26 protein-coding genes are annotated in these 25500 nt (G+C 63.2%); 17 read left to right on the top strand and 9 right to left on the bottom strand.

Features of this window, described 5'->3' with window-relative positions:
* The first annotated feature begins 166 nt into the window (after nucleotides 1–166).
* From purS to J1C49_RS12045, 4 genes are read left to right on the top strand one after another with little or no spacing between them, the layout of a single operon-like run.
* Complete coding sequence (gene purS / locus J1C49_RS12060; protein ID WP_227446075.1) at nucleotides 167–397, top strand: phosphoribosylformylglycinamidine synthase subunit PurS; 231 nt, start codon at nucleotides 167–169, stop codon at nucleotides 395–397.
* A 19-nt stretch (nucleotides 398–416) separates the two neighbouring features.
* Complete coding sequence (gene purQ, locus J1C49_RS12055) at nucleotides 417–1085, top strand: phosphoribosylformylglycinamidine synthase subunit PurQ (RefSeq protein ID WP_227446074.1); 669 nt, start codon at nucleotides 417–419, stop codon at nucleotides 1083–1085.
* A 37-nt stretch (nucleotides 1086–1122) separates the two neighbouring features.
* Nucleotides 1123–2886: an ATP-binding protein gene (locus J1C49_RS12050; protein WP_227446073.1), complete on the top strand. Its 1764-nt coding sequence runs from the start codon at nucleotides 1123–1125 to the stop codon at nucleotides 2884–2886.
* 17 nt (nucleotides 2887–2903) lie between these two features.
* Complete coding sequence (locus J1C49_RS12045; RefSeq protein WP_227446120.1) at nucleotides 2904–4226, top strand: sigma-54 dependent transcriptional regulator; 1323 nt, start codon at nucleotides 2904–2906, stop codon at nucleotides 4224–4226.
* A 336-nt stretch (nucleotides 4227–4562) separates the two neighbouring features.
* Here J1C49_RS12045 and J1C49_RS12040 read toward each other — a convergent pair whose 3' ends face one another.
* On the bottom strand, nucleotides 4563–4826 hold the full coding sequence (locus J1C49_RS12040) for a hypothetical protein (RefSeq protein ID WP_227446072.1): 264 nt from the start codon (nucleotides 4824–4826) through the stop codon (nucleotides 4563–4565).
* 218 nt (nucleotides 4827–5044) lie between these two features.
* Nucleotides 5045–6049, bottom strand: a complete 1005-nt coding sequence (gap, locus tag J1C49_RS12035) for a type I glyceraldehyde-3-phosphate dehydrogenase (RefSeq protein ID WP_227446071.1) — start codon at nucleotides 6047–6049, stop codon at nucleotides 5045–5047.
* A 527-nt stretch (nucleotides 6050–6576) separates the two neighbouring features.
* Here gap and J1C49_RS12030 point away from each other — a divergent pair.
* On the top strand, nucleotides 6577–7548 hold the full coding sequence (locus J1C49_RS12030) for a DUF808 domain-containing protein (RefSeq protein ID WP_227446070.1): 972 nt from the start codon (nucleotides 6577–6579) through the stop codon (nucleotides 7546–7548).
* A 511-nt stretch (nucleotides 7549–8059) separates the two neighbouring features.
* Here the strand turns inward: J1C49_RS12030 and tkt are convergent.
* Nucleotides 8060–10108: a transketolase gene (tkt, locus tag J1C49_RS12025; protein ID WP_227446069.1), complete on the bottom strand. Its 2049-nt coding sequence runs from the start codon at nucleotides 10106–10108 to the stop codon at nucleotides 8060–8062.
* 290 nt (nucleotides 10109–10398) lie between these two features.
* Here tkt and J1C49_RS12020 point away from each other — a divergent pair, with 290 nt between their 5' ends.
* Together J1C49_RS12020 and J1C49_RS12015 are read left to right on the top strand one after the other, a co-directional pair.
* Nucleotides 10399–10935, top strand: coding sequence for a hypothetical protein (locus tag J1C49_RS12020; RefSeq protein WP_227446068.1), 537 nt, complete (start codon nucleotides 10399–10401; stop codon nucleotides 10933–10935).
* Entirely contained in the window at nucleotides 10935–11342 is a 408-nt protein-coding gene (locus J1C49_RS12015) for a cell division protein ZapA (RefSeq protein WP_227446067.1), read from the top strand. Before J1C49_RS12020 ends, J1C49_RS12015 begins: the two co-directional genes overlap by 1 nt.
* A gap of 272 nt (nucleotides 11343–11614) precedes the next feature.
* Here the strand turns inward: J1C49_RS12015 and grxD are convergent, their stop codons facing one another.
* From grxD to xth, 4 genes are all read right to left on the bottom strand, one after another.
* Entirely contained in the window at nucleotides 11615–11977 is a 363-nt protein-coding gene (gene grxD, locus J1C49_RS12010; RefSeq protein WP_227446066.1) for a Grx4 family monothiol glutaredoxin, read from the bottom strand.
* Entirely contained in the window at nucleotides 11974–12237 is a 264-nt protein-coding gene (locus J1C49_RS12005; RefSeq protein WP_227446065.1) for a hypothetical protein, read from the bottom strand. The genes grxD and J1C49_RS12005 overlap by 4 nt, the downstream gene beginning before the upstream one ends.
* A gap of 67 nt (nucleotides 12238–12304) precedes the next feature.
* Nucleotides 12305–12541 carry a BolA/IbaG family iron-sulfur metabolism protein gene (locus J1C49_RS12000; protein WP_227446064.1) on the bottom strand — a complete coding sequence of 79 codons (237 nt, stop codon included), beginning with the start codon at nucleotides 12539–12541 and terminating at the stop codon, nucleotides 12305–12307.
* A gap of 165 nt (nucleotides 12542–12706) precedes the next feature.
* Nucleotides 12707–13489 carry an exodeoxyribonuclease III gene (xth, locus tag J1C49_RS11995; protein ID WP_227446063.1) on the bottom strand — a complete coding sequence of 261 codons (783 nt, stop codon included), beginning with the start codon at nucleotides 13487–13489 and terminating at the stop codon, nucleotides 12707–12709.
* 321 nt (nucleotides 13490–13810) lie between these two features.
* Between xth and J1C49_RS11990 the strand changes: the two genes are divergently transcribed.
* From J1C49_RS11990 to J1C49_RS11980, 3 genes are all read left to right on the top strand, one after another.
* Complete coding sequence (locus tag J1C49_RS11990; protein WP_227446062.1) at nucleotides 13811–14485, top strand: DUF6749 family protein; 675 nt, start codon at nucleotides 13811–13813, stop codon at nucleotides 14483–14485.
* 74 nt (nucleotides 14486–14559) lie between these two features.
* Nucleotides 14560–15618, top strand: coding sequence for a hypothetical protein (locus J1C49_RS11985; protein ID WP_227446061.1), 1059 nt, complete (start codon nucleotides 14560–14562; stop codon nucleotides 15616–15618).
* On the top strand, nucleotides 15615–16523 hold the full coding sequence (locus J1C49_RS11980; protein ID WP_227446060.1) for a DMT family transporter: 909 nt from the start codon (nucleotides 15615–15617) through the stop codon (nucleotides 16521–16523). The genes J1C49_RS11985 and J1C49_RS11980 overlap by 4 nt, the downstream gene beginning before the upstream one ends.
* 495 nt (nucleotides 16524–17018) lie before the next feature.
* Here J1C49_RS11980 and J1C49_RS11975 read toward each other — a convergent pair whose 3' ends face one another.
* The gene (locus J1C49_RS11975) at nucleotides 17019–17342 is read right to left on the bottom strand and encodes an iron-sulfur cluster assembly accessory protein (protein WP_227446059.1); all 324 of its coding nucleotides are present in this window, start codon (nucleotides 17340–17342) and stop codon (nucleotides 17019–17021) included.
* 151 nt (nucleotides 17343–17493) lie between these two features.
* Here J1C49_RS11975 and J1C49_RS11970 point away from each other — a divergent pair, with 151 nt between their 5' ends.
* The 7 genes from J1C49_RS11970 (at nucleotide 17494) to J1C49_RS11940 (ending at nucleotide 24804) form a co-directional block, all read left to right on the top strand.
* The gene (locus tag J1C49_RS11970) at nucleotides 17494–18678 is read left to right on the top strand and encodes a deoxyguanosinetriphosphate triphosphohydrolase (protein WP_227446058.1); all 1185 of its coding nucleotides are present in this window, start codon (nucleotides 17494–17496) and stop codon (nucleotides 18676–18678) included.
* A 281-nt stretch (nucleotides 18679–18959) separates the two neighbouring features.
* Nucleotides 18960–20702 carry an arginine--tRNA ligase gene (gene argS, locus J1C49_RS11965; RefSeq protein WP_227446119.1) on the top strand — a complete coding sequence of 581 codons (1743 nt, stop codon included), beginning with the start codon at nucleotides 18960–18962 and terminating at the stop codon, nucleotides 20700–20702.
* Nucleotides 20703–20889: 187 nt separating this feature from the next.
* Nucleotides 20890–21927: an SPOR domain-containing protein gene (locus J1C49_RS11960; RefSeq protein WP_227446057.1), complete on the top strand. Its 1038-nt coding sequence runs from the start codon at nucleotides 20890–20892 to the stop codon at nucleotides 21925–21927.
* Nucleotides 21924–22916, top strand: coding sequence for a glycoside hydrolase family 3 N-terminal domain-containing protein (locus J1C49_RS11955; RefSeq protein WP_227446056.1), 993 nt, complete (start codon nucleotides 21924–21926; stop codon nucleotides 22914–22916). The genes J1C49_RS11960 and J1C49_RS11955 overlap by 4 nt, the downstream gene beginning before the upstream one ends.
* A gap of 19 nt (nucleotides 22917–22935) precedes the next feature.
* Nucleotides 22936–23757 carry a ScpA family protein gene (locus tag J1C49_RS11950; RefSeq protein ID WP_227446055.1) on the top strand — a complete coding sequence of 274 codons (822 nt, stop codon included), beginning with the start codon at nucleotides 22936–22938 and terminating at the stop codon, nucleotides 23755–23757.
* Nucleotides 23758–23886: 129 nt separating this feature from the next.
* Complete coding sequence (scpB, locus tag J1C49_RS11945; RefSeq protein WP_227446118.1) at nucleotides 23887–24498, top strand: SMC-Scp complex subunit ScpB; 612 nt, start codon at nucleotides 23887–23889, stop codon at nucleotides 24496–24498.
* Nucleotides 24499–24579: 81 nt separating this feature from the next.
* Nucleotides 24580–24804 carry a hypothetical protein gene (locus J1C49_RS11940; protein WP_227446054.1) on the top strand — a complete coding sequence of 75 codons (225 nt, stop codon included), beginning with the start codon at nucleotides 24580–24582 and terminating at the stop codon, nucleotides 24802–24804.
* Between the two features lie 171 nt (nucleotides 24805–24975).
* Here the strand turns inward: J1C49_RS11940 and J1C49_RS11935 are convergent, their stop codons facing one another.
* Complete coding sequence (locus J1C49_RS11935) at nucleotides 24976–25500, bottom strand: thioesterase family protein (protein ID WP_227446053.1); 525 nt, start codon at nucleotides 25498–25500, stop codon at nucleotides 24976–24978.

Below are 25500 nucleotides of genomic sequence, written 5' to 3'. Positions count from 1 at the left end.
GGGTTTCGCCCGAACGGTTGCCGCGGTCTTCCAAGGGGGCCAAGCACCGGTATTCAATCAGCTGACACGCCAAACCCGACGATTCGATGCGGGATAGGGCTTGCAATTCGCGGCCTGATCGGGTCCACCCTCCGGCACGCGGGATCAACTCGAAAAGGATGGCATGATGAAGGCTCGGGTTCATGTGATGCTGAAGGATGGAGTGCTCGACCCACAGGGTGAGGCGATCCGTCACGCGCTTGGCGCCTTGGGGTTTTCGGGGGTCGATGGCGTCCGGCAGGGCAAGGTGATCGAGCTTGATCTTTCCGATGGCACCAGCGACGACGAGATCGCGCGGATGTGCGAGACGCTGCTCGCCAATACCGTGATCGAAAGCTACCGCATCGAGCGGCTCTGAGCCCCGGGAGAGCATTGCCATGAAAGCTGTTGTCACTGTTTTCCCCGGATCGAACTGCGATCGCGACATGAAGGTGGCGCTGGAACGCGCGGGCTGCTCGGTGACGATGGTCTGGCACAAGGATACCGCGTTGCCCGAAGGCACGGATCTCGTGGCAGTGCCCGGCGGCTTCTCGTTCGGAGATTACCTGCGCTGCGGCGCGATTGCCGCCAACGCGCCGATCCTTGCGCCGCTGCGGGCCCATGCAGAGCGTGGCGGCTACGTGCTGGGCGTCTGCAACGGGTTCCAGGTGCTCACCGAGGCAGGTCTGCTGCCGGGCGCGTTGCTACGGAACGCGGGTTTGAAATACATCTGTCGCACCGTCGGACTTTCGATAAGCACGACAAACAGCGTCTTCACCAGTGCCTATGAGCAGGACGCGCGTATTGCGCTGCCGATTGCGCATCACGATGGCAATTACTTTGCCGATGAGGCGACGCTCGACCGGCTGGAAGGCGAGGGCCGTGTGGCGATGCGGTACACCGACAACCCAAACGGATCGGCCCGTGACATTGCCGGTATCCTGTCGGAGAACGCCCGCGTCCTCGGCATGATGCCGCATCCCGAGCGCGCGGCGGAATCCGCCCATGGCAACGAAGACGGTGCGCGCCTTTTCGCTCACCTCACCGAGGCCGTCCTTCGGGCGTGACTTGGAAAAACAGACGGGCGCGCCTATTCTGGAGCGCATGTCTGCAATAGATCCCATCGCCCGCCGCACGGGTCGCTTTGCGCCGCTGTCCTGGCGGATGCGGGTCGCCATGGGCGTTCTTCTGATCGTGGCGGTCATCACGGTTCTGATCACCAATGCGCTTCTGACGGACCGGTTCACAGAGACGACCCGCAACAGGGCCGAACTGCGCCTCGCGCTCTATTCCGGCAATCTGGTGTCCGAGCTGCGCCGCAACGCCATTGTGCCGCAATTGCTGGCGCGCGATCCATCCCTGATCGGCGCGCTGAATTCGGCAGAATATTCGCAAAGCTCACAGCGCCTGATTTCCTACGTGGATGAGATCGGTGCAGCCTCCTTGATGTTGCTTGACCGCGACGGGCGCACGGTGGCGGCCACGGATCGCAATCGTCTTGGCGAAGCGCACCGGCAAGCGGCCTATTTCGTGGATGCCGTGCGCACCAACACCACCGTTTTTACCACCATCGAGCGGGAGGCGGGGGGCTTCAGCTTTTCCTATTCCCGCCGCGTTGAAAGCCAGAACCAAACCGTCGGCGTGATTGTGGTCGAGGTCGATCTGGCCAAGTTTGAGCGCGCCTGGGCTGGCATATCCGACGCGGTGATGGTGACGGACAGCACCGGCCGCATCATTCTTGCCACCGAGCCGCGCTGGCGCGGTCTGACGCCGGAAGATGCATTGAACCAGCAACCGGCCGACACCGCGATCGAGCGGGCGATCCAAGCCACGGCGGATTGGACGGTGCAGGAGCCGGACGCCTATCTGCGCGGCGAGGCGGTCATGCGGATCGATGGGCGTATCCCGTTCCGGGGCTGGACGCTCACGACATTCACCACCTACGCGTCTGTGCGCGAAAAGGTGAACGCGGCGCTGGCGCTCGAGATCATGGGGTTCGCCTTGCTTGCGGCGCTGGCGTTTTATGCCCTGTCGCGGCGCACTGCGTTGCGGATGGCCCTTTTTGCGCGTGAGTCGGCGGATCTGCGCGCGCTGAATGACAGGTTGCGCCGCGAGATTTCGGAGCGCGAGCGGGTGCAGAAAAACCTCGCCGTGGCTGAGCAATCGCTAGCCCAGAGCTCCAAACTGGCGGCGTTGGGCGAAATGTCGGCGGCGGTGAGCCATGAGTTGAACCAACCATTGGCGGCGATGAAGACCTATCTTGCGGGCGCACGACTCCTGATCCGGCGCAATCGTCCGGAAGAGGCAACATCTGCCTTTCACCGGATCGACGATCTGATCGAGCGGATGGGCGCAATCACCCAGCAGCTCAAAAGCTATGCCCGGAAGGGACAGGATCAGCTCAGCGATGTGGACATGGCCGATGCGCTGGCGTCTGCCTTGTCGATGATGGAACCGCAGCTCAAATCCCGCCGGGTCAAGATCACGCGGCTGCTGCCGGATGACCCGGTCCGCGTCCTTGGTGACCGGATGCGGATCGAGCAGGTTCTGGTGAACCTCTTGCGCAACGCGTTGGACGCCACCAAGTCTGTGAGTGACCCGCAGGTGGAAATCATCCTCGCGGCGGGTGAGACGGCGACGTTGTCGGTGCGCGACAACGGTCACGGGATCGAGGACCTCGATTCGCTGTTCGAGCCGTTCTACACGACCAAGCAACCCGGCGACGGCGTGGGCCTCGGGCTGGCGATTTCCTCGGGGATTGTAAACGACCTCGGAGGCCGCCTGACGGCGCGAAACGGGGAAAACGGGGGCGCTGTGTTCGAGATGCAGTTGCCTGTATTGAATGAGACGACCAAGGCAGCGGAGTGAATCCTTTGGCCAATGCAATGAAGATCGCCATCGTCGATGACGAAAAGGACATGCGGCAGTCGATCAGCCAATGGCTCGCACTGTCGGGCTATGACACTGAAACCTATGCCTCCGCAGAGGAAGCGCTCAACGCGCTTGGGGCGGATTATCCCGGCATCGTAATTTCCGACATCAAGATGCCGGGCATGGATGGCATCCAGTTTCTCAAGAAGCTGATGGGGTCGGACAGTGCGCTTCCGGTCATCATGATCACTGGGCACGGAGATGTGCCCATCGCTGTCGAGGCGATGCGGGTGGGCGCGTTCGACTTTCTGGAAAAACCGTTCAACCCGGATCGCATGTCCGAACTGGCAAAAAAGGCGACCAATGCCCGCCGTCTGACGCTCGATACCCGTGCGCTGCGTCGTGAACTGGCCGAAGGCGGCCAGATCATGAAGAAACTCATCGGGGCCAGCCCGGCCATGGAGCGCTTGCGGGAGGATATTCTCGATCTTGGTCAGGCAGACGGGCATGTGCTGATCGAGGGTGAAACCGGCACCGGCAAGACGCTTGTGGCGCACGCGTTGCACGCGGTCGGAACGCGGGCCGGCAAGAAATTCGTGCTGATCTCTTGCGCGGCCTATGACGAGGACGCGTTGATGAAGCGGCTCTTTGGCCCGATGCAGCCGGAGGACACCCGTTTGCCGGCCGTCGAGGAGGCCCGAGGCGGCACCTTGGTGCTTGAAGATATCGAGGCGCTCTCGGACACCGCGCAAGCGCGGCTGTTGTCGGCCATCAACGATCAGGGCAACCCGCCGGAGACGCGGATCGTTGCAATCTCGAACCTCCAGGAAGAGGGGCGCACCTGCGAACAGGCCCTGCGGTCCGATCTCTATTACAGGCTGGCGGCGCTCAAGATCACCGTGCCGCCGCTGCGGGCGCGGGGGGAGGATATCCTGACGCTGTTTATGCGTCTGTCCGAGCAGTTTGCCGATGAATATGGATGTGACGCGCCCAAGGTCTCGGCGCAGGAAGCGGCGCAATTGCTGCAGGCACCGTGGCCCGGAAATATCCGCCAGCTGATCAATCTCGCGGAACGCGCGGTTCTGCAATCACGACGCGGGCAGGGGACCATCGCTTCGCTTCTGATGAGCGACCACGACCAGATGCAGCCGGTGATGACCACCGAAGGCAAGCCGCTCAAGGAATATGTCGAAGCGTTCGAGCGTATGCTGATCGACAACACGATGCGGCGCCACAAGGGCTCGATTGCCAACGTGATGGAAGAGCTTTGCCTGCCGCGCCGGACCTTGAATGAGAAAATGGCCAAATACGGGCTGCAGCGCTCCGATTACTTGTAACCGCGCGCGCCACGGCATGTGTCAGCAACCGGAACCGGGCCCCGCGCCCGGTTCTTTTGTTTTTGGGCTGAGGAGCGTGTCGCGTGACGATCAAAAGGGGGCGGGCACGTGGGTCACCGCCGCACGCATGCCCATCCTGTCGAGCGGGAATGTCCCGGTGCTGTTCGATATGGTGTCGAAGCTGGGTTGCATTGCCCAGAGGACATGTCTCGGCGTTGCATCCAAGCCGGGACCGGTCCAGTGACGCAGTAGAACAGAACGACGCCGCAACGAAAAACGGCGGCCCGTTAGGACCGCCGTTTCTCAATGTCTTGCGACCAGGGTCGCTTCCGACCCTTAGTTGGTGCCGGAAGTCCCGCCGGTGCCACCAGCGCCGCCGTCGCTGCCATCATCCGAGGAGGATGCTGCCGCGACCACTGCCACTGCACCACCTGCGACGAGCAGGGGGATCAGGAGCGGGGAAGCGGAGGAGTTCACGGGAACCGCTGCGATGAACGGATCCTCGGGCTCCGGCTCGACGTAAACGTCGCCTTTGCCGCCTGCGAGAGCGGAAGTTGCCATGGCAGCGATAGCCACCGATGCGAAGAGTGCTTTCTTCATGGTTAATCTCACCTGTAACGTTGCGTTGCGTCCACCTTCGGTAATAGGCCTCGGGAAGACAAAGTTCCAGCGAATATTTCCGCTGGGAGGGTTTGAATGAGCGTTTTGCCGCCTTATGCGTTGCAATTCAGCACGGATTTGGACCCGGTGTCGATGCTTTCGCGCTGTTTCGGCCAGAAATCGGCGGAATTCCCCGGTTTCGGGCCTGTCACCTCGACTCAGTGCAGCAAGCGACCCATTGCGCCGGCGACGTCGGCCATCCGTGCCGAGAAGCCCCATTCGTTGTCATACCACGCCAGCACCCGCACCATGCGGCCGCCAACAACCTTGGTCTGGTCGGGGGCGAAGATGGAGCTTGCGGTGGTGTGGTTGAAATCGACGGAGACCTTGGGCTCGGGATCATAGGACAGAACCATGCCCATGCGGCCATTTGCGGCTTCCTGCACGATGGCGTTCACGTCGTCCACAGTGACCGATTTCTTGGCGTAGAATGTCAGATCCACAGCGGAGACATTCGGGGTCGGGACGCGCACAGCGGACCCGTCGAGCTTGCCCTTGAGATTGGGCAGAACCTCGCCAAGTGCCTTTGCGGCGCCGGTTGAGGTCGGGATCATTGCCATCGCGGCAGCCCGCGCTCGGTAAAGATCCTTGTGGCGGCGGTCCATTGTTGGTTGGTCACCCGTGTAGGAGTGGATCGTGGTCATGATCCCGCTTTCGATCCCGATGCCCTCATCAAGCACCTTTGCCAGCGGCGCGAGGCAGTTGGTGGTGCAGGAGCCGTTCGAGATCATCGTATCGCCGGTGGCGAGATCCCGGTGATTGACGCCATAGACAATGGTCTTCTCGACATTCTTGGCCGGGGCAGAAATCAGAACCGACTTGGCGCCGCGCGCCTTGTGGATCTTGGCCTTTTCACCATCATTGAACTGGCCGGTGCATTCCAGAACCACGTCACAGCCAGACCAGTCAAGCTCTTCGGGGTTGTAGCTCGACATCACGTCGATCGGCCCGCGCCCGAGGTCGATCGCGTTGCCGCTGACCTTTACATCGCCGGGAAAACGGCCGTGGACGCTGTCATAGCGGAGAAGATGGGCATGTGTCTCGATCGGACCGGGCGCATTGAGGCGCACCACCTGAACATCGTTGCGTGCGGATTCGGCGATATGTGCCAAAGTGCAACGGCCGATCCGGCCAAATCCATTGATCCCGACAGTAACGGTCATCTCCGTACTCCTACACATGCGAACTCTCTTTTTCGCGCTTCGTATACGGGGGCATGCCGCTTCTAGGAAGAAAAAAAGGTAATATGTGACAGTATGTTAGCGATAAATGCCAGAATTGGCGACAAGCGAGCGCTAACGCTTTTCGGGTTTGCGCAAACATGTCGCGGGCGGCGATGCGGCGGCAGCGGGCAGGTGGCTTGCGAGGCGGCGTGTGCGCGCCGTGCTGACTGTGGAAAGGGAATCATCCACAGCCTCTTTTTGCGATCAGGCACCGCGTTGAACCGTTCGGGGCCAGGGGCCGTTGGTTGGCAGGCGTCTGGTCGTCCTCCACAAGGACGACAGCGGCGGTGCCCGGAGCGGAACCGGGCCGCATCCGGCTGCGTTGTGTAGGTTCAGTGCGATGATACCGGGGCGGCATCTCGGTCCGCTCTTGGATTTCGCGGCAAGGCGTCCTATCCAGAGGGGCCGGCAAGGATGGGCGGTGAGGCGCACGGGCCTGACGGAGCGATAAGGTAGGAAATGAGCGCATGAGCGGACTTCTGGCACTTCTGGACGATGTTGCGGGCATCGCAAAGATCGCGGCGGCCTCTGTAGACGATATTGCGGCCCATACCGCAAAGGCGAGTTCGAAGGCGGCGGGTGTGCTGATCGACGATGCGGCCGTGACCCCGAAATATGTCACCGGGTTCGCCCCGGCACGCGAACTGCCGATGATTGCGCGGATCGCGCGTGGCTCCATCATCAACAAGCTTGTCTTCCTGCTGCCCGCGGCCCTCTTGCTGTCGCAGTTCGCACCGTGGTTGATCCCGCCGCTTCTCATCCTTGGCGGCGCGTATCTGTGCTTCGAAGGCGCAGAGAAAATCGTGCACGCACTGACCAAGCATGACGATCATTCGCCCGGTCCAGACGGCTCTCACGACATCAAGGACCCCGCGCGCCTTGAAGAGGAACGGGTCAAAGGCGCCATCAAGACCGATTTCATCCTCTCCGCCGAAATCATGACCCTTGCGCTGTCCACCATCGACAGCCCGTCCATCTGGATGCAGGGCGCCACTCTGTTTGTCGTAGCGCTGGTCGTCACCGGCGGTGTCTACGGCGCGGTTGCTCTGATCGTGAAGGCGGATGATTTCGGCCTTTGGCTCACGCAGGTCGGTCGCCTTGGCGCAACCCGCGCTCTGGGACGGGGCATTGTGCGGTTCATGCCATGGTTGCTCAAGGCGCTGACAGTGGTGGGGACCGCGGCCATGTTGTGGGTCGGTGGGTCAATCATTGTCCATTCGTTGCACGAGATGGGGCTGCATTGGCCCGAGGATGTTATCAAGGGCATCGGCGCATCGGTGGGAGGCGACAACGGGTTTTTGGTCTGGCTGACAAAAGCGGTGATTGACGGGGTTCTGGGCTTCCTGCTGGGTCTCGCGATTATCCCGCTTGTGACAAAGGTGATCACGCCCGTGGCGGCCCGTTTCTCGGGCAAGTCCGGGGATGCAGCGTCGCACTAGAGGCGTTGGCTCTGGCGAGCGGCGGTGTTGCCCAAGCTGTTTGTCGATTGAAAGCGTGACGCACTCGGAATGAAGCGGGTGCGCGCCATTTTATCCGTCCATCGTTTGACATGACCACGGCGCCGGCTGCCTGGCCGAAGGTCAGCACCAGCAGCGCGAGTAGAGCCACGCGCGAGTCCACATGACAGGTCCGTTTGTCTTTTGGGTTCAAGCCCATGCCGCGCCCGTTCGCTGCGGGCGAAACCTGACTGCGCCTGAAAGGGGCAGGGAGCGAGGGCGCCCGTCACAGGCAGTGCCCGGAGCCTCAGACAAGGCAGGAGGGCAGGGCACGGGCGCGTCGGTGACGCCCGACGTGGCTTGTGTTCATCCCCGAGGGCCGGTTCTCTGGTCTGGTCTGGTCTGGTCTGGTCTGGTCTGGTCTGGTCTGGTCTAGGCGGATGGTGCCGCGCCGCATGTGAAAACGCCCCGGCGGTGAAACCGGGGCGTTTCGATGTCGTCCGGGCGAACAGGCTCAGATCGTGGTATCGGGAGACCACTTTCCATCCACAAGGGCTTTGGCCTTCGAAACGACCGCGTCGGCGGTGATGCCGAACTGCTCGTAAAGCACATCGGCCGGTGCCGAGGCTCCGAAACCATGCATACCGACGAAGCCCGACTTCTCCCGCTTGCCACGCTCGCCAAAGAGCCAGCGATCCCATCCGAAGCGGATCGCGGCTTCGATGCCGACGCGCACCGGGCCCGCGGGCAGAACGCGACGACGGTATTTCTCGTCCTGCATCTCAAAGAGTTCCCAGCAGGGCATGGAAACCACACGGGTGCCAATGCCCGCGGCCTGAAGCTGATCCCGCGCGGCCATTGCAATGGCGACTTCGGACCCTGTCGCCATCAAGATGACCTGACGCTTGCCTTCTGCATCGGCGAGCACATAGGCGCCTTTCTCGACGAGATTGGCGGTCTTGTGCTCCGTGCGCACGGTGGGCAGGCCCTGCCGGGTGAGCGACAGCACAGAGGGGGTTGCCGTCTGGCGCAGCGCGATTTCCCAGGCTTCCGCCGTTTCCACCGTGTCGGCGGGGCGGAACACCAGCGTGTTCGGCGTCGCGCGGCTGATTGCGAGATGTTCGATCGGCTGGTGCGTGGGACCATCCTCGCCAAGGCCGATGCTGTCATGGGTCATGACAAAAACCGTTGGCACCTTCATCAATGCCGCAAGCCGCATTGCGGGGCGTGCGTAGTCGGTGAAGGCCATGAACGTGCCGCCATACGGGCGCACGCCGCCATGGAGCGCCATGCCATTCATGGCCGAGGCCATGCCATGCTCGCGGATACCCCAATAAACATAACGGCCCGCGCGGTTGTCGATGTCGAAAACGCCCAGATCGCCGGTCAGCGTGTTGTTCGAACCGGTGAGATCGGCGGAGCCGCCAACGGTTTCGGGCATGATCGGATTGACCACTTCGAGCACCATTTCGGAGCTTTTGCGGGTCGCAACCTTGGGCGCGGTTTCGGAAATCTGCTTCTTGAGCGCCTTGATCGTGGCGGAGAGCTTCTTGGGGGCCTCACCGGCCATGATCCGGGCGAATTCGCGCTGCTTGGCGCCGGAGGCTGCGGACAGGCGGCCCTCCCACGCTTCGCGCTCGCTCGCGCCGCGGGCTCCAACCTCTTCCCACCAGGACTTGATCTCTGCGGGCACGTCGAACGGGCCGGTGGTCCAGCCCCAGATCTTCTTGGCTTCGGCGTTCTGCTCCGCGTTGGTCAATGCACCGTGACCCTTGGAAGTGTCCTGTGCCGCGTGACCGAGCGCGATATGCGTCTTGCACGCAATCATCGAGGGTTGATCCTTGACCGCCTTGGCAGCGGTGATTGCGGCGTCGATGGCTTCGGGGTCGTGGCCGTCGATTTCCTGCACGTGCCACCCGGAGGCGCGGAAGCGCGCCACCTGATCGGTGCGATCCGACAGCGAGACCTTGCCGTCGATCGTGATGTCATTGTTGTCCCAGAACACGATCAGATGGCCGAGCCCGTAGCGCCCCGCGAGCCCGATGGCTTCCTGGCTCACCCCTTCCATGAGACAGCCGTCGCCGGCGATCACATAGGTGCGGTGGTTGACCAGCTTGGGACCAAACCGCGCGCGCAGGATCTCTTCGGCCATGGCAAAACCGACGGAATTGGCAATCCCCTGTCCAAGCGGGCCGGTTGTGGTCTCAATGGCGTCGGCGTGGAAATTCTCCGGATGGCCGGCAGTCTTGGCCCCCCACTGGCGGAACGCCTTGACCTGATCGAGGGTGATCTCGGGGTCGCCCGCCAGATAGAGCGCTGCGTAAAGCAGCATGGACCCGTGCCCCGCGGACAAGATGAAACGGTCACGGTCCGGCCATGTCGGATTGGCGGCGTCGAACTTGAGGTGCTTCGAGTAGAGCACGGTGGCGACATCGGCCATGCCGATGGGCATGCCGGAATGGCCCGAGTTGGCTTCGGCCACGGCATCGAGCGCAAGCGCTCTGATGGCCGTTGCACGCATCCAGTGGTCAGGGTGATCCTTGCGAAGCGCGTCAATATCCACGGGTCAGGCTTCCTTCCTGTTGGGTGGCTGGCCTGCATGAAAACAGGCAGTTTGAGGCTCAATACCAGCCCTTGGGGGAGATTCAAGCGGTGGCCCGCGCTTCTTGTCCGCGTGACTTGAACGGCGCCGCGTAAGGCCTTGCAATTGAAGGGGCGCAATTCCCCGAACGGATTGTTAAACTCTGGCCATCACCGCGCGCATCCGATTCGCGCGCAGTGCGCTGCATTGCCTGCAATGACAGGGTTTGTGTGGCGTGGGCGAACAGGCAGGACGGACGAGGGGCAGACCGCATGGCCGATATCGAGGAATTGCACATTCGTATGGCAGCGGCGCTCGATCGGATCGCGCGTGGCGTCGAGACCTGGGATGCCGGTCCGCCGGAACCGGCAGAGCCGGCGATCGATCCTGCGGAAGTCGCCGCTTTGCGCGAAGCGCTTGAGGATGAAAAACTCGCCAACGCGCAGCTTGAAGAGCGCATTCGCCTGCTGAAAGAGAGAGTTGCCAAGGACGACACGGCCGCGCTCAAGGAGCAGGTGGCCGCAGCACGGGACGCCTCCGCTGTGCTTGAAGGAGAGATGGCGCGCCTGCGCGAGGCCAACGAGACGCTCCTTCAAACCTCGGAATCGTTGCGCCATGCCAATGCGCAAGGGGTGGGTGAGCCGGATCTCATCAATCGGGCGATGCAGGCCGAGCTTGAGTCCCTGCGCGCCTTGCGCGCGGCAGACGCGGCTGAAGTGGCGCAGCTTTACGCCACGCTCGCGCCGATCCTGGCGGAGGCGGGCGCACCGGCACCCGATGCGCTGGCCGCAACACAGGAGGCGCCGTGATGGCCCAGACCGAAGTCACCATCTCCATCGGTGGGCGCAGTTTTGAAGTGGCGTGTCAGGAAGGCGAGGAGCAATTCCTGCATTCCGCTGCGGCACTGCTGGACAGCGAGGCGCAGGTGCTCGTGGACCAGATCGGTCGCATGCCCGAAGGGCGCATGCTGCTGATGGCGGGGCTCATGCTTGCCGACAAGACCGCTGGGCTTGAGGAGCGCTTGCGCGAAGCGCAGGACAAGGTGGACGCGCTGCAATCGGAGCTGACCGCGATCGAGGAAACGCCGCCGCCAGAGCCCGAACGCGTCGAGGTGCCGGTCATCCCGGCCAACGTGATCGATACGCTGGCCGAACTGGCCGCGCGCGCCGAATCCGTGGCCGACTCGGTTGAAGAAAAGACCATGGCAGACCGCTGATCACTTTTGCATCTGACGTGCCGGTCAGCCTGATCATGGCATATCCAAGGTCACCCACCGACGAAACGTCTTGACCGCATCTCTCCAGCCGGAGAGGGCGGGCGCGCTCCGTGTCCATGCCCCGACCCCGGCTGACACACGGTTCGAGGTCCGTCACGCGGCTGCCTGCAAAAGCTCACCTCGGCAGACTGAAATCGACCAAATGAAAACCCCGGTCGCCTGCTGGCTCCCGGGGTTGCTTGGTCTCGCGTCGCACAAGGCGCGTTGTGCGGTCAGGCGTTGGCTTCGCGGATCTTTTCCGCAGCTTCCTTGTCATAGTTCACGCCACTTTGCTCCAGAAGCGTGTCGAGCTCGCCGGAAAGCGTCATCTCGGTGATGATGTCACAGCCGCCGACAAACTCGCCCTTCACGTAAAGCTGCGGGATCGTGGGCCAGTCGGAGTAATCCTTGATCCCCTGACGCACGGCATCATCTGCCAGAACATTCACGTCGGTGTAATCCACACCCATGTAATTCAACACGCCCGCCACGCGGCTGGAGAACCCGCATTGCGGCATCGCCTTTGTGCCTTTCATGAAAAGCACAACGTCGTTGGTCTTGATGGTTTCGTCGATCTTGCTGGTGGCGTCGCTCATTTCGTCTTGTCCTTCGGTATGAATAGACGGGCATAAACCTGCGGGTCCTTCGGAACACGGAATTCGGCGGAATGCCCGCCGCCCGAGCCGCCCGAGTGGTACGAGGCGTCTATCGTGTGGTATCCCTTGCCCGGAAGGCTACCGCGCCCTTGGTGTTTGTCATTTCGGATTGCGACCCAGGCGCGGAATACCGCCACACAGACAATGAGGGCACAAAGCACCCCGATCAGCGCCGCAGATCCGATCCCGGGCCCGATCATCGGGTCGCTCTCATGCTGTGTTTTCCGCGACCGGGCGGATGCGCTGCGCTATGGTTGCTGCACTGGCTCACGAAGGGGCTCGTGTGGTCAGGGCAAGCGCGTGCAACTCTCCGGCCGGCCCGTCCATCTTGCCCTTGAGCGCGGCGTAGACGGCGCGCTGTTGCTGGACCCTGTTCTTGCCGCGGAAGCTCTCGTCGACAACCATGGCCGACATGTGGACCCCGTCGTCCCCCTCGACCCGAATCTCGGCTTCCGGGAAACTCTCGCGCAGAAGCTCTTCGATCTGCTGTGCGTGCATTGGCATGGGCGCGGACTCTCCAAAAATACCCCGTTTTCACTAAAGGTAATGGTGCCACTGCAGGGACGCAAGGCGTTGCGGAGCAAAGGTGCCTGTGAAATCTATCTTAAAGCGCGCGTGGTTTGGCACGCGCCGTGATACCCCTCTGCTGATCGGGGCGGCGCGATGGGATTAGAGCGCCAGAGTGACCCAAACCGGCACGTGATCGGACGGTTTCTCGCCGCCGCGCACCTGTTTTTCGATCGAGCAGTCGCTGAGCAGGTCGGCGGCCTGAGGATTGAGCAGCACATGGTCGATCCGGATACCGTTGTCGCGCTCCCAGCTGTTGGCCTGATAATCCCAGAAGCTGTAGTGGCCGGGGCCGGCCTGCCGCGCGCGGAACGCTTCTGTGAAACCCAGATTGAGGATACGCCGGAAGGCGGCGCGGGTCTCGGGGCGGAAGAGCGCATCTTCGCGCCAGTTTTCCGGGTGCGCGGCGTCTTCGGCCTGCGGGATCACATTGTAGTCACCGGCCATCAGCGCCGGCATTTCATCGGCGAGCAGGGCACGGGCCCGCGCCTCCAGCCGCTCCATCCATGCCAGCTTGTAATCGTATTTCGGCCCCGGCGCCGGGTTCCCGTTGGGAAGGTAGAGACCGCAGATCCGGCAAGCGTGGGTATCTCCGACAACGGTCGCCTCGATCCAGCGGGCCTGTTCGTCGCTGTCATCGCCGGGCAATCCTCTGGTGACATCTTCCAGCGGGTGCCTGGACAGGATGGCCACCCCGTTGAAGCCCTTCTGCCCGTGGGTCTCGACGGTATAACCGCGCTCCTCGAAAACCTCTCTCGGGAAGGCCTCGTCGATCGACTTGATCTCCTGCAGCAGGGCGATATCCGGTTTCGTGTCGTCGAGCCATGCGGTCAGCGCGCCGATACGGGCCTTCACGCCGTTGATGTTGAACGTGGCGATTCTCATATCCGGGCCCCTGTTTCTGCGCGGTCTTCGGGCGACGTTATGCGACTCGCTTGCCGCCTCCACAAGAGCGCCTACCCCGATTCGGCGAGGTCAAGACTTTGCAAACTGGGTGTTGCGTTGCAAATCCCAAAGTTATCCACAAGAAATTGAAATCTGTGGATAGGTCGGCCAACAGCCGATATCGCGGCCCTGACAGGTCCGGCGAATCTGTGGATAATTCTCGGTTAAGACAACCTTAACAAGAATTAACTTTTTTGCAAACACGTTTTGCGGGCAGCGTTGAGGGGAGATTTTCAAACCTTCAAACGAGGAGTTACCCCGATGACTGTCCAAGCTAAGCACACAGCCCGTAAAGAAATTCTTTCCACGACCGCCAGCAGCTCGATCGGCGCTTCCGCGCTTGTCGGCGAAGGCGTCGAGATGATGACGTCCTGGTCGGGCCCCGAAGCCGGTGAGATGATGACGGGCCATGGGGTCGAGGCTTTCACATCCTGGTCTGGTCCGGCGGGTGATCGCATCGACGCAGGAGATGGAGTCGAAGCTTACACATCTTGGTCGGGTCCGGCAGGGGATCGCATCGACGCAGGGGACGCGGTGGAAGCGTTCACGTCCTGGTCCGGTCCTGCGGGCGACAAGATCGACGCTGGCGACAATGTCGAGGCGTTCACGTCCTGGTCCGGTCCCGCGGGTGACAAGATCGACGCTGGCGACAATGTCGAGGCGTTCACGTCCTGGTCCGGTCCCGCGGGTGACAAGATCGACGCGGGCGACAATGTCGAGGCGTTCACCTCCTGGTCCGGTCCGGCGGGCGACAAGATCGACGCGGGCGACAATGTCGAGGCGTTCACCTCCTGGTCCGGTCCGGCGGGTGACAAGATCGACGCGGGCGACAATGTCGAGGCGTTCACCTCCTGGTCCGGCCCGGCGGGTGACAAGATCGACGCGGGCGACGCTACCGAAGCCTTCACCTCCTGGAGCGGTCCGGTCAAAGCCTGAACCGACCCACACAGTCCCATCGGCAGGGCGGCGCCAGCCGCCGCCCTCCGCCACATGACAAGCGAGGTCCCCCCATGAGCAATGTCATTTCTCTCAAATTTTCCAACCGGATCGCGCCGCTCCCCGAGCGGCTTTCCGAGCTGGTTGCCCTTTTCGCAGAGCACCGCCGCTCCGGCGACGATGTGTTCTGGCTCAAGGAAAACGCCGAAATCCTGAACATCCTTGAATGCACCGGCCTGCCTCTTGAGCCGCAGGCTTTGGCCGTGCATGCCAGCTTTTATGCCAAGATGCGCGAGCGGCTCGGCTTCTTTCCGCAGTATTACCGGTTCTTGCTGTCCATGGCGCTGGATCTCGAAGCGCTCGGCATGCCGGGCCGGGAGGCGGAGCGCATGGTCGCCTTTGCCGCCGAACAGGGGCTTGCGGAGGCAGAGCTCTCCGATCTGCAGCGGGCCGAGGCGCGCCGGTTAATGGCGCGACGAGGCGTGGATCCGATCCGTGATCCGGGGCTCAATGACCGTCTGCGGGCTTTTGCAAGCCGAACGGCCACTTTCGCGCTGCCGAACAAGAAGGCGGCCTACGAGCTTACCCATATCGCCTATTACCTCTCGGAATACGGGCGTCGCGATCCGGATCTGCCGGAAGCTGCTCTGCAATCGCTGCATTTTGCGGGGCTGACCGCGTTTCTCGATCAGAATGCCGATCTTCTGGCAGAGATCTGTATCGCGCTGCGCTATGCAGGCCAGACACCGCCGGAGGTCTGGACCGCGTGGATCGCGCGTGAGACGGCCGCGTTCGCCGTTGAAAGCGGACCAATGGTGGGGCTCGGTGACGCCTATCACGAATTCTTTGTGTGCAACTGGCACGCCGCAACCTGCGCGCAGGAGCCGTTCCGCGCCCCGCTCAGCGCTACGCGCACGCGGTTTGATCGTGGCGCCCGACCCGCGGCCCTGGGCGAGATCAGCCAGGCCATTCTGGCGCAGGGAGAGGCGCGCTCCGGCGACTGGGGCGTGATGCAATCGCGCATGGCAAGCCTGTTGTCCGAACAGGCGCAGGATGTCCTCTTTGCGGCGGCGCAGAGCTCGGACCAGTTCGATGCCTTTTTCGAGGGCTTTGCCCGGGCAGGTCGCGCATGAGCCTGTATGAAAACATTCGCCCACGCCTTGCCTCGGGAGCCGTCATCGGCGGCGCTCTCGTGGTGCTCTACACTGGTATGATTGCCGGGGCCGACGGGATCACCAAGCTGATCGCGGGTGGCTACGCGGCGCCACAACTCTTTGCGCTCTCGGGATTGCTGGTCATGGGGTTGACGCTCTTGTCGGCCCGCGCTTCGGGGGATTTGACCGCGGCGATCCGGGTGCGGGCGAGGGGTGTCATGGCAATACGGGCGGTTCTGACCGTTGTGGCGTCACTGGCCTTCTTCATGGCGTTCCGCCATCTGCCCTTTGCCGATGTGTTCCTGTTCATCGCGATGATCCCGTTGATTGCCGCCGTGCTGTCAGGCCCGGTGCTTGGCGAGCGGCCGCAGCCGCTTGCATGGGGCGCGCTCATCGTGGGGGCGTGCGGGGCCTTGTTCCTGATGCCGGGCGGCGTCGGGGCCTTGCAGGCGGGCCATCTCTGGGCATTGCTTGCCGCGCTCACGGGAACAGGGTCGATGCTCGCGGCCCGTGTGATTGCCAAGCAGGAGCGTGTGCCGCTGGCGCAGGTATTCTGGCCCAATGCGGCGCTGATGCTGGTGATGGGCGCGGCGCTGCCTTTCGTGTGGATGCCCATGGGGCTGGGGGATCTGGGGTGGATCGCGGCTTATGCCGGGTTCCTCTTCGGGGCGCGATACGTCGTCGCCGAAGCCTTGCGCTTGCTGCCCGCGTTTGTCGCCACGCCGCTGATGAACCTGCAGTTTGTCTGGATGGTGGCGATCGGGTTCTTTGCTTTCGGCGAGGTGCCCAGTGCCGGGACCGTGCTCGGCGTCACGCTTGTGATCGCATCCGGCGCCTGGCTGATATTCGACGAAGCCATGCGCGCGGGCCGAAAGGCGGCTTGAGGTCGAAGGACATTCGGAAGGAGGCGTGACTCGGCGGTGGGGACCCCGCGGCGCGCCATCCGAAAGCAAGGCTGCGGGGTCGGGGGACCATCCGCAGCCTTGTCCTGTCTGCCGGCTCCGTAAGGGTGATGTGCCCAGAGGGCGACAAGACCGTGACCGCAGCTTGACCGACGACCGCTGGCTGCTGACCTCCGGCCATTGCAGGGCGGCAGGTTGATTTCTGACAGCGGAACAGGGCTCGTTTCCGTGCGGGTCATCGAAAAAAGGTCAAATGGAGTCAGCCGTGTCCCGGATCGGCAGCCCCGCCACGCGGCACGCTAGGGCCTTGCGCCCGGCACCGAAGCCTATCGGTTACAGGCACCCGTCAGTGTTGCGCCCCGGGACCAAGACCCGATCCCGCGGGCAGAGCCATGGTGCCGTGAAACCCGCGGCCGCAAGCGCGAAGCGTCGGGCATTCCGCGCCCGCGTCCAACACTGCGGGACAGGCCGGAGCGATCACATGGAAAAGGATGTGCCACAGCCGCAGGAACTGGTCGCGTTCGGATTGTCGATCACGAACCGGGCTCCGATCAGTTCTTCGGAGAAGTCGATTACCGCGCCGGCCAGAAAGGGCAGGGATACAGGATCAACGACGACGCGTTGGCCCGCGCCTTCGAGGACGATGTCCTCCTCGGACGGTTCATCGAGCTTGATCTCGTATTGGAAGCCCGAGCAGCCGCCACCTTCGACCGCGACGCGCAGGGCTTTGCCTTCTTCTCCTGCGCCGATCTCGGCAAGACGGTCGAAGGCGCGTTCGGTGACTTTGGGGGGCAGGTTCATCGCTGTAACGCTCTACTGTGGTTGCGGTTGAGGCTGGTGACGGATTCTGTGCCGGGAAGCCGTGACACGGTTTCCAAGCCTTGCGTCGTTTAATATAGGCAAGGGCGGGACAGCTCACAAGAGACCGGCATGGCACCGGCGAAAGGGCGTTATGACGGCGACAGGGACCACAGGGCCGGCCTGCGATCCGCGCAAGACGCGCGGCCGGCTTTTCTCCGAAGAAGAAAGCGCGTTTCGCTCCTGTTTTCAGCGCGACCGCGACAGGATCATTCATGCGTCCGCGTTCCGGCGCCTCAAGCACAAGACACAGGTGTTTGTCGAGCACGAGGGGGATTTCTATCGAACCCGCCTGACCCACTCCATCGAGGTGGCGCAGGTGGCACGCACCATTGCCAACGCGCTTGGATTGAACACGGACCTGACAGAGGCCGTCGCACTCGCGCATGACCTTGGGCATACGCCGTTCGGACATACCGGCGAGGACGCGCTTGATGCTTTGATGCAGCCGTATGGCGGGTTTGACCATAACGCCCAGACGATCCGGATCGTGACCAAGCTGGAACGGCACTATGCAGGGTTTGACGGTCTCAACCTGACATGGGACACGCTGGAAGGCATCGCAAAGCACAACGGGCCGGTCACCGGCGCGGTGCCCTATGCGTTGTCCGAATACAATGCGCGCCACGATCTGGAATTGACCACCCATGCCAGCGCGGAAGCGCAGGTGGCGGCGCTTTCGGATGACGTGGCCTACAACAATCACGACCTGCATGACGGGTTGCGCGCAGGACTTTTCAACGAAGAGGCGATTGCCGATCTTCCATTGGTGCGCGAAGCCTATGCAGAGGTTGACCGGATCCATCCGTCACTCGATGCCTACCGGCGGCGGCACGAAGCGTTGCGGCGGGTTTTTGGCTACATGGTCAGCGATGTGATCGACACCTCCGCCGCGCGTCTTGCGGCCCCGGAACTGGCCAGCGTGGAGGCGGTGCGCCATGCGGGCGCGCCGGTTGTGGCGTTCTCGCCCGACATGGTGGAGGCCTTGAACAAGATCCGCAGCTTTCTGTTCGAGAACATGTATCGCGCGCCGCGTGTCATGGCGCAAAGGGCACGTGTGACACAGGCGTTGATGGCCCTGTTTCCGCTCTACATGGAGGATCCGGATTTGCTGCCGGCACGCTGGCATGACGAGATCCACGCTGCCCGCATGTCGGACACCCCCGAGGCCGCGCTTGCACGGCTCGTGGCCGATTACATCGCCGGGATGACCGACCGGTTCGCCCTTCAGGAACATGCCCGGCTGACCGGGGTGGATGTGCTCGAAAAGGGCTACTGACGCGGTCACGTGGCGCCAGCGCGGCGCCCAGATGCGCGACCGGAGCTGACCGACTGGGCCGCCACAGCGCTGAGGCGCGGTTCGGGAAAACTCCAAGGCCCGCCACCGGGCGCGCCGGCGGCGGTCTCTGCCCGGTCACGCTTGCGCGCGGGTCTGGGCGCGGGCACCGGTCCGCGGCGGGATGCGTTTGACTGGGCCGATTGGCGTGATAGAGGAAGCGCTTGTGTTTTCTGCCATGCGAAAGCGGTCTTTCAATGTCATCTGATCCGACGCCCACCGAAATGAACCTGTTCGAGCAAATTCGGACCAGCGTTTTGAACGCCATCGAAACCTTGCAGGACGAGGGGACGCTGCCAGCCGGTCTTGCGCTTGAAAATGTTGCCGTCGAGCCGCCGCGCGATCCGGCGCATGGCGATATGGCGACCAACGCGGCGATGGTTCTGGCCAAACCGGCCAAGCAAAAGCCGCGCGACATCGCCTCCGCGCTCGCGGCGAAGCTGACCGATGATCCGCGCATTGCCAGCGTGGATGTGGCCGGGCCGGGCTTTATCAACCTGCGGCTTGATGCCGGCGTATGGCAGGCGCTTCCCACGATGATCCTCAAGGCTGGCCGCGCATACGGGCGCTCGACCATGGGGCAGGGGCGCAAGGTGAATGTGGAATTCGTCTCCGCCAACCCGACCGGTCCGATGCATGTGGGCCATATGCGTGGCGCGATTGTCGGCGATGCCATCGCGGCCCTGCTGGATTATGCCGGCCACGAGGTGACGCGCGAGTACTACATCAACGATGGCGGCGCGCAGGTCGATGTGCTCGCGCGGTCCGTATACCTGCGTTATTGCGAGGCATTCGGGCGGGACGTGGAGTTTGTCGAAGGCACCTATCCCGGCGACTACCTCGTGCCGGTTGGCCATGCGCTGAAGGACAAGGTGGGCGATGCGTTTCTCGACAAGGGGGAGCAATTCTGGCTGGAAGAGATCCGCGATTTCGCCACTGAGGCAATGATGGATCTGATCCGGGAAGACCTCAAGGCGCTGGGCGTCGTGATGGACCGCTTCTACTCCGAGAAGTCACTCTATGGCACGGGCCAGATCGAGGCGGCGATCGAGGACCTGCGTGGCAAGGACCTGATCTATCGCGGCACTCTGGAGCCGCCGAAAGGGAAGAAGCCCGAAGACTGGGAGCCGCGGGAGCAGACCTTGTTCCGTTCCACGGCCCATGGCGATGACGTTGACCGGCCGATCATGAAGTCAGACGGGTCGTGGACCTATTTCGCGCCGGACATCGCGTATCATTACGACAAGATCACCCGCGGTTACGACCTGCTGATCGATATTTTCGGCGCGGATCATGGCGGCTATGTCAAACGCATGAAGGCGGCGGTTTCGGCGCTGTCGGATGGCAAGGTCCCGCTTGATATCAAGCTGCTGCAACTTGTGAAGCTCTACAAGAACGGTGAGCCTTTCAAGATGTCGAAGCGCGCGGGCACCTTCGTGACCTTGCGGGACGTGGTCGATATGGTCGGACCAGACGCGGCGCGTTTTACCATGCTGACGCGTCGCAACGACGCCGCGCTTGATTTCGATTTCGACAAGGTGGTGGAGCAAAGCCGCGAGAACCCGGTGTTCTACGTGCAATATGCGCATGCGCGGGTATGCTCGGTTCTGCGCAAGGCGGCGGATGCGGGTGTGGCGACCGACGATGCGTCTCTGGCGGGAGCGGACCTGTCCGGTCTGACCCATGAGGCGGAACAGGCCTTGGCGGGCAAGCTTGCCGAATGGCCGCGCTGTGTGGAAATTGCCGCGCGCACCAACGAGCCGCACCGGATCGCGACATATCTTTCGGAGCTCGCGGCGGCGCTTCATGGTCTGTGGAACAGGGGAAACGATGAGCCGGGCTTGCGCTTCGTGCAAGACGATGCGGCCACCACCCAGGCAAAACTGGCGCTGGCGCGCGCCACGGCCATTGTTATTTCCGCCGGTCTTGGTATCCTAGGGGTGACGCCGGTCGAGGAGATGCGCTAGGCGGCGCGCCAGACGCCCCATCCTCTCTTCACCGTCCGCTCCGGCAAGGACTCCCGCGCACACAAGACGGGAGGCATGGAGCGGATGGTTCGTCCTGCGTCGACACAGGCAGCGGTGCACGAAGGTGCGCCCAAACGTTCGAGCAACCGACCTGCTGGCAACGACCGGCAGGGAAGACGAGGCAGAGATGACGGATCATTCCTATGGCAGGGCATCGCATGCGATGCCCGGGCGCGGGGCCGGTGCCGAAATGCGCGCCAGGCCTTCGGTCGCAAATGTGACAAACTGGGCCGGTGCCGCGGTATCGCTGGCGCTCATCGCCGGTGTCGGCGTCTGGGGCTACAAGCTTGTTTCACGCGATGTGTCGGGCGTGCCGGTGGTCATGGCGCTGGAAGGGCCCATGCGCGTTGCACCCGAAAATCCCGGCGGGCAGCTGGCGGATCATCAGGGGCTGGCGGTCAACGCGGTTGCAGGGGAAGGCGTTGCCGCCGCCCCCGCGGATCGGCTGGTGCTTGCGCCGCGACCGGCAGGGCTGTCGGAAGAGGACGTGGCTCTGGGCGTGCTCGCGCCTCTGGTGCAGGCGGAAGCCTCCCGGCAATCACCGATCGAAGCATCGCTGCGCGTCACGGCGGAGATCGAAGATGCGGAAAGCGCTGCCGCGTTGGATGACGACGTGATCCCCGATCTGACGGACGATGCCGCGCTCACCGCTTTCGTCGAGCGCATGGCCGCCGGTGCCACGCCACTTTCAGAGCTGGCGCCGGGTGAGACACCGCCACCGGTGACCGCCTTGGCTGATACCGAGATCGTGCCGCCCGAGATGGCGCTTGGCCTGTCACGCTCTTTGCGTCCGCAGCTCCGACCCTCCGGATTGCGCACCGCGTCGCTGACCGCGGTAACCCCCGAGATCGCCGCGGCGGTTGCCGCTGCGCAGCAGGGCGGCACGCGCGAGATCGATCCAGCGAGCTTGCCGGAAGGCACGAGGCTGGTTCAGATCGGCACGTTCAAGGATGCTGACGCCGCACGGGCGGAATGGCGCAGGCTTGAAACACGGTTTTCCGCGTTCCTCGAAGGCAAGAGCCGCGTGATCCAGCGGGCAAGTTCCGGCGGCCGGGTGTTTTACCGGCTCCGGGCCGAAGGCTTTGCAGATCTCAGCGATGCGCGGCGCTTTTGTGCCGAGTTCGTTGCGGCAAATGTCGATTGCATCCCTGTGGTGACGCGGTGACACGGTCTTTCGGTGCTGCCATTCTTGGTTGTGCCGGCCTTCGGCTGACACCGGCGGAGAAGCGGTTCTTTGCCCAATGCTGGCCCGCGGGCTTTATCCTCTTTCAGCGCAATCTGGACACGGCAGAGCAGATCCGGGCGCTGTGCGCCGACCTGCGCGATGCGGTGGGCTGGGGCGCACCGATCTTCATTGATCAGGAAGGCGGGCGGGTGCAGCGCATGTGGGCGCCGCTTGTCACCGACTTCCTGCCCCCATTGGACGATGTTGCGCGGCTCGGGAGCAAGGCGGCCCGCGGCATGGCACTGCGTTACGGGATCATCGCGGCGGAGCTGCATCGCCTTGGGATCGATGGAAACTGCTCTCCGGCGCTTGATGTGGCGCGAGATGAAACGCATCCTTTCCTGCGCAACAGGCTGCTGTCCGACGATCCCGAGGTGGTGTCCCGGCTCGGTCGCGTGATTGTCGACGCGCAGTTGGAACAGGGTGTTCTTCCGGTGATCAAGCACATGCCGGGTCACGGTCTCGGGACCGCCGACAGCCATCTTCATTTGCCACGCAGCGCAGCCAGCGCCGAGGTTCTGGACGCGATTGATTTTGCGCCGTTCAAGGCGCTTTCGGATGTGCCGCTGGGCATGTCCGCCCATCTCGTGTTCGAAGCATTCGACGGAGAAGAGCCCGCCACCGTTTCGGGCACCATGATCTCCGTGATCCGCGACCGGATCGGGTTCGGCGGCGTGCTGATGACCGACGATATCTCGATGGAGGCTCTAAGCGGCACGGTGGCCGACCGCGGAGCGGCGGCGCGCGCCGCGGGCTGTGATCTCGTGCTGCATTGCAACGGCGACATGTGCGAGATGCAGAGCCTGATGGACCGGATCGGTCGGCTTGACGCAGGCGATCATGCGCGGGTCATGTCCGCCTACGGGCAGCGCATTTGCCCCGAGACGGTTGACATTGCGGCCATGCGTGCGGAGTTTGAGGCGCTTTGATCTTCGGACAGCGCCTGACATGACCGACCCGACACATCCCGAACCAGGCTCCGCGCAGGCGGCTGCGACGGACGCTCAAAGCGTCGCGCAGCGGCGTGCGGAGGAGGCGCTTGTCGTCGATGTGGACGGGTATGAAGGCCCGCTGGACCTATTGCTTGGCATGGCACGCACCCAGAAGGTCGATCTTCGCAGGATCTCCATCCTGCAACTGGCCGAGCAATACCTTGTGTTTGTCGAGAAGGCGCGCAGCCTCAGAATCGAGCTTGCCGCCGATTATCTGGTGATGGCGGCTTGGCTGGCCTTTCTGAAATCGCGTTTGTTGCTGCCGCCGGATCCGGCCGAGGAGGGGCCGTCGGGAGAAGACCTTGCTGCACATTTGGCCTTTCAGCTCGAGCGGCTCGAAGCGATGCGCGCGGTTTCGGCGCAACTCATGGCGCGCGACCGGCTGGGGCGCGATTTTTTTGCGCGCGGGTTGCCGGAACAGGTTGAGCGCACGCGAAAGGTTCGGTGGACAGCGACACTGCTCGATCTGATGCAAGGCTATGCGCGCATTCGGACAAAGGACGAGTTTCGCCCCTTTGTCATGGACCGTGACAAGGTGTGGACCATGGAAGAAGCGTTGGACCGCATGCGCAGCATGATTGGCTTTGCCGGTCAGTGGACGGATATTCAATCCTACCTGCCGCAGGGGTGGTCTGACGATCCCGTCAAATGGCGTTCTGCAACGGCTGCGACCTTCGCCGCCTCGCTCGAACTGGTCAAAGAGGGCAAGGCCGAGTTGAAACAGTCTGAGGTATTCGCGCCTATACTGCTGCGTCGACGGGACGGGCGCGAGGATTGAGATGACCGGGTTTGAAAAGCGAGAGTGATGGAGCAGAGTGACGCCGACACCCCTGAGGACCCTGACGCGCAGCGCGCGGCGGATGCCGACGCCTTGGGCATCGAGGACAGCCTGTTCGACGCGCCCGTGATGGCGGAACAGGAGCGCATGGTCGAGGCCATGCTCTTTGCCTCCGCCGAGCCTTTGAGCATACGCGATATGGCTGCGCGCATGCCGCATGGCTGTGATGCGGCCGAAGCGGTGGCGCATCTGCGCAAGCGGTATGAGGGCCGCGGCGTGCGGGTCGTCAAGGTCGGCGATGCCTACGCGATCCGAACGGCGCCCGATCTTGGCTTTTTGATGAGCCGCGATGTGGTCGAGACGCGCAAATTGTCCCGCGCGGCGGTCGAGACGCTGGCGATCATCGCCTATCACCAACCGGTGACGCGTGCCGAGATTGAAGAAATCCGGGGCGTTTCCGTGTCGCGCGGCACGATTGATCAACTGATCGAGATGGAGTGGATCCGTTTCGGGCGTCGCCGGATGACTCCCGGCCGGCCGGTGACTTTTGTCGTGACCGAAGAGTTCCTCGATCATTTCGGGCTGGAATCCGCACGCGACCTTCCGGGGCTTGCGGAACTGCGCGCGGCGGGGTTGCTCGAAAGCCGGATCCGTCCGGATGGTGCGCCTCAGGTCGGCGAGGGCGATGCGGATGCCGAGGAAGCAACGCCCGAAGGGCAGAGCGAATTGTTCGAGGATTGATCCGACAGCGCAGGATCGGCGACTAACCTTGCCTTAACCCCGTCGCAGTATCCCGTGGCCTGACCGAACAGGGAGAGGCCAATGAACGCGAACCGTCTGATGACCATGGTGGCCCGGCGCATCGTGAACCGTCTCGTGGCCAAGAGCCGCGATCAAGGCGTCGAGCGCAGGCTTCCGCAGGATGATCCTCCGATGCCGTTGGACCGGAACAGCAAGGCAGAGCGGCATGCCGCGCGGGATGCACGCAAACGCACCCGGCGTGCCTTGCAAGCCATGAAGATCGCGCGCCGGGCCGGGCGGCTGTGAGGTCGCAGTCGAAACCGAACCGGGTGTCATGATTATGCGCCGGGCCTGCGCGGCGCCACAATGTGACGAGGCATGCGTCAAGCCGGTGGCAAGTGTCCGCGCCAAGGAAGTCGGTTTTGGGTCTGGGGGGAAGCGATCATCGCCCCGATCCGACTGAGTCTTTGTCGCGGGTCAGCGCGCATCCTGCGCGCCGTGCACGTCTTGCATGACGGCGCGCACCGCGGACGGCAGGGGGAAGCGTCCGCTTCCATCCGGGGCCAGCGTCACCAACACCGCGTTCATGGTCGCGGCCTTGATCGTGGCGGTTTCGCGCCGGACCCACACCTCTTGCCATTCGACAAAGCTCGACGCGCGGAAGCTCGCCACGCGCGCGGTGACGATATAGGGCTCATCTTGATGCATCTCGGCGAGCCAGTCGGTTTCCGCGTGCCGGATGACAATCCGCGGCTCGCGTTCGGGCGCGCCGTAAGCGGTCAATCCCATCGCAATGAAACTCTTGACCCGCGCGGTTTCAAACCATCGCAGATACTCCACGTTGTTCACATGGCCGAGCATGTCGAGCTCGCTGAAACGGACCTTGTCGGCCAGCGCGAAGGGTTGCGGCTCCTGAATGCCGAACCGGCGCTGGTGGTCCGCGTCGAGGGGAAGGTGATAAGGCACGGGCATGTCGGTGCAGCTAGCCAAGCCGGTAGGCAT

The organism is Cognatishimia sp. F0-27, from assembly GCF_020667845.1.
Classification (GTDB): Bacteria; Pseudomonadota; Alphaproteobacteria; order Rhodobacterales; family Rhodobacteraceae; genus JAFMPQ01.
This window is presented reverse-complemented; position numbering and strand designations above follow the sequence as displayed.

What these genes read in the sequence shown, in the direction of transcription:
- purS (WP_227446075.1), top strand. Translation starts at nt 167, where the DNA reads ATGAAGGCTCGGGTTCATGTGATGCTGAAGGATGGAGTGCTCGACCCA.
- purQ (WP_227446074.1), top strand. Translation starts at nt 417, where the DNA reads ATGAAAGCTGTTGTCACTGTTTTCCCCGGATCGAACTGCGATCGCGAC.
- J1C49_RS12050 (WP_227446073.1), top strand. Translation starts at nt 1,123, where the DNA reads ATGTCTGCAATAGATCCCATCGCCCGCCGCACGGGTCGCTTTGCGCCG.
- J1C49_RS12045 (WP_227446120.1), top strand. Translation starts at nt 2,904, where the DNA reads ATGAAGATCGCCATCGTCGATGACGAAAAGGACATGCGGCAGTCGATC.
- J1C49_RS12040 (WP_227446072.1), bottom strand. Translation starts at nt 4,826, where the DNA reads ATGAAGAAAGCACTCTTCGCATCGGTGGCTATCGCTGCCATGGCAACT.
- gap (WP_227446071.1), bottom strand. Translation starts at nt 6,049, where the DNA reads ATGACCGTTACTGTCGGGATCAATGGATTTGGCCGGATCGGCCGTTGC.
- J1C49_RS12030 (WP_227446070.1), top strand. Translation starts at nt 6,577, where the DNA reads ATGAGCGGACTTCTGGCACTTCTGGACGATGTTGCGGGCATCGCAAAG.
- J1C49_RS12020 (WP_227446068.1), top strand. Translation starts at nt 10,399, where the DNA reads ATGGCCGATATCGAGGAATTGCACATTCGTATGGCAGCGGCGCTCGAT.
- J1C49_RS12015 (WP_227446067.1), top strand. Translation starts at nt 10,935, where the DNA reads ATGGCCCAGACCGAAGTCACCATCTCCATCGGTGGGCGCAGTTTTGAA.
- grxD (WP_227446066.1), bottom strand. Translation starts at nt 11,977, where the DNA reads ATGAGCGACGCCACCAGCAAGATCGACGAAACCATCAAGACCAACGAC.
- J1C49_RS12005 (WP_227446065.1), bottom strand. Translation starts at nt 12,237, where the DNA reads ATGATCGGGCCCGGGATCGGATCTGCGGCGCTGATCGGGGTGCTTTGT.
- J1C49_RS12000 (WP_227446064.1), bottom strand. Translation starts at nt 12,541, where the DNA reads ATGCCAATGCACGCACAGCAGATCGAAGAGCTTCTGCGCGAGAGTTTC.
- xth (WP_227446063.1), bottom strand. Translation starts at nt 13,489, where the DNA reads ATGAGAATCGCCACGTTCAACATCAACGGCGTGAAGGCCCGTATCGGC.
- J1C49_RS11990 (WP_227446062.1), top strand. Translation starts at nt 13,811, where the DNA reads ATGACTGTCCAAGCTAAGCACACAGCCCGTAAAGAAATTCTTTCCACG.
- J1C49_RS11985 (WP_227446061.1), top strand. Translation starts at nt 14,560, where the DNA reads ATGAGCAATGTCATTTCTCTCAAATTTTCCAACCGGATCGCGCCGCTC.
- J1C49_RS11980 (WP_227446060.1), top strand. Translation starts at nt 15,615, where the DNA reads ATGAGCCTGTATGAAAACATTCGCCCACGCCTTGCCTCGGGAGCCGTC.
- J1C49_RS11975 (WP_227446059.1), bottom strand. Translation starts at nt 17,342, where the DNA reads ATGAACCTGCCCCCCAAAGTCACCGAACGCGCCTTCGACCGTCTTGCC.
- J1C49_RS11970 (WP_227446058.1), top strand. Translation starts at nt 17,494, where the DNA reads ATGACGGCGACAGGGACCACAGGGCCGGCCTGCGATCCGCGCAAGACG.
- argS (WP_227446119.1), top strand. Translation starts at nt 18,960, where the DNA reads ATGAACCTGTTCGAGCAAATTCGGACCAGCGTTTTGAACGCCATCGAA.
- J1C49_RS11960 (WP_227446057.1), top strand. Translation starts at nt 20,890, where the DNA reads ATGACGGATCATTCCTATGGCAGGGCATCGCATGCGATGCCCGGGCGC.
- J1C49_RS11950 (WP_227446055.1), top strand. Translation starts at nt 22,936, where the DNA reads ATGACCGACCCGACACATCCCGAACCAGGCTCCGCGCAGGCGGCTGCG.
- scpB (WP_227446118.1), top strand. Translation starts at nt 23,887, where the DNA reads ATGGCGGAACAGGAGCGCATGGTCGAGGCCATGCTCTTTGCCTCCGCC.
- J1C49_RS11940 (WP_227446054.1), top strand. Translation starts at nt 24,580, where the DNA reads ATGAACGCGAACCGTCTGATGACCATGGTGGCCCGGCGCATCGTGAAC.
- J1C49_RS11935 (WP_227446053.1), bottom strand. Translation starts at nt 25,500, where the DNA reads ATGCCTACCGGCTTGGCTAGCTGCACCGACATGCCCGTGCCTTATCAC.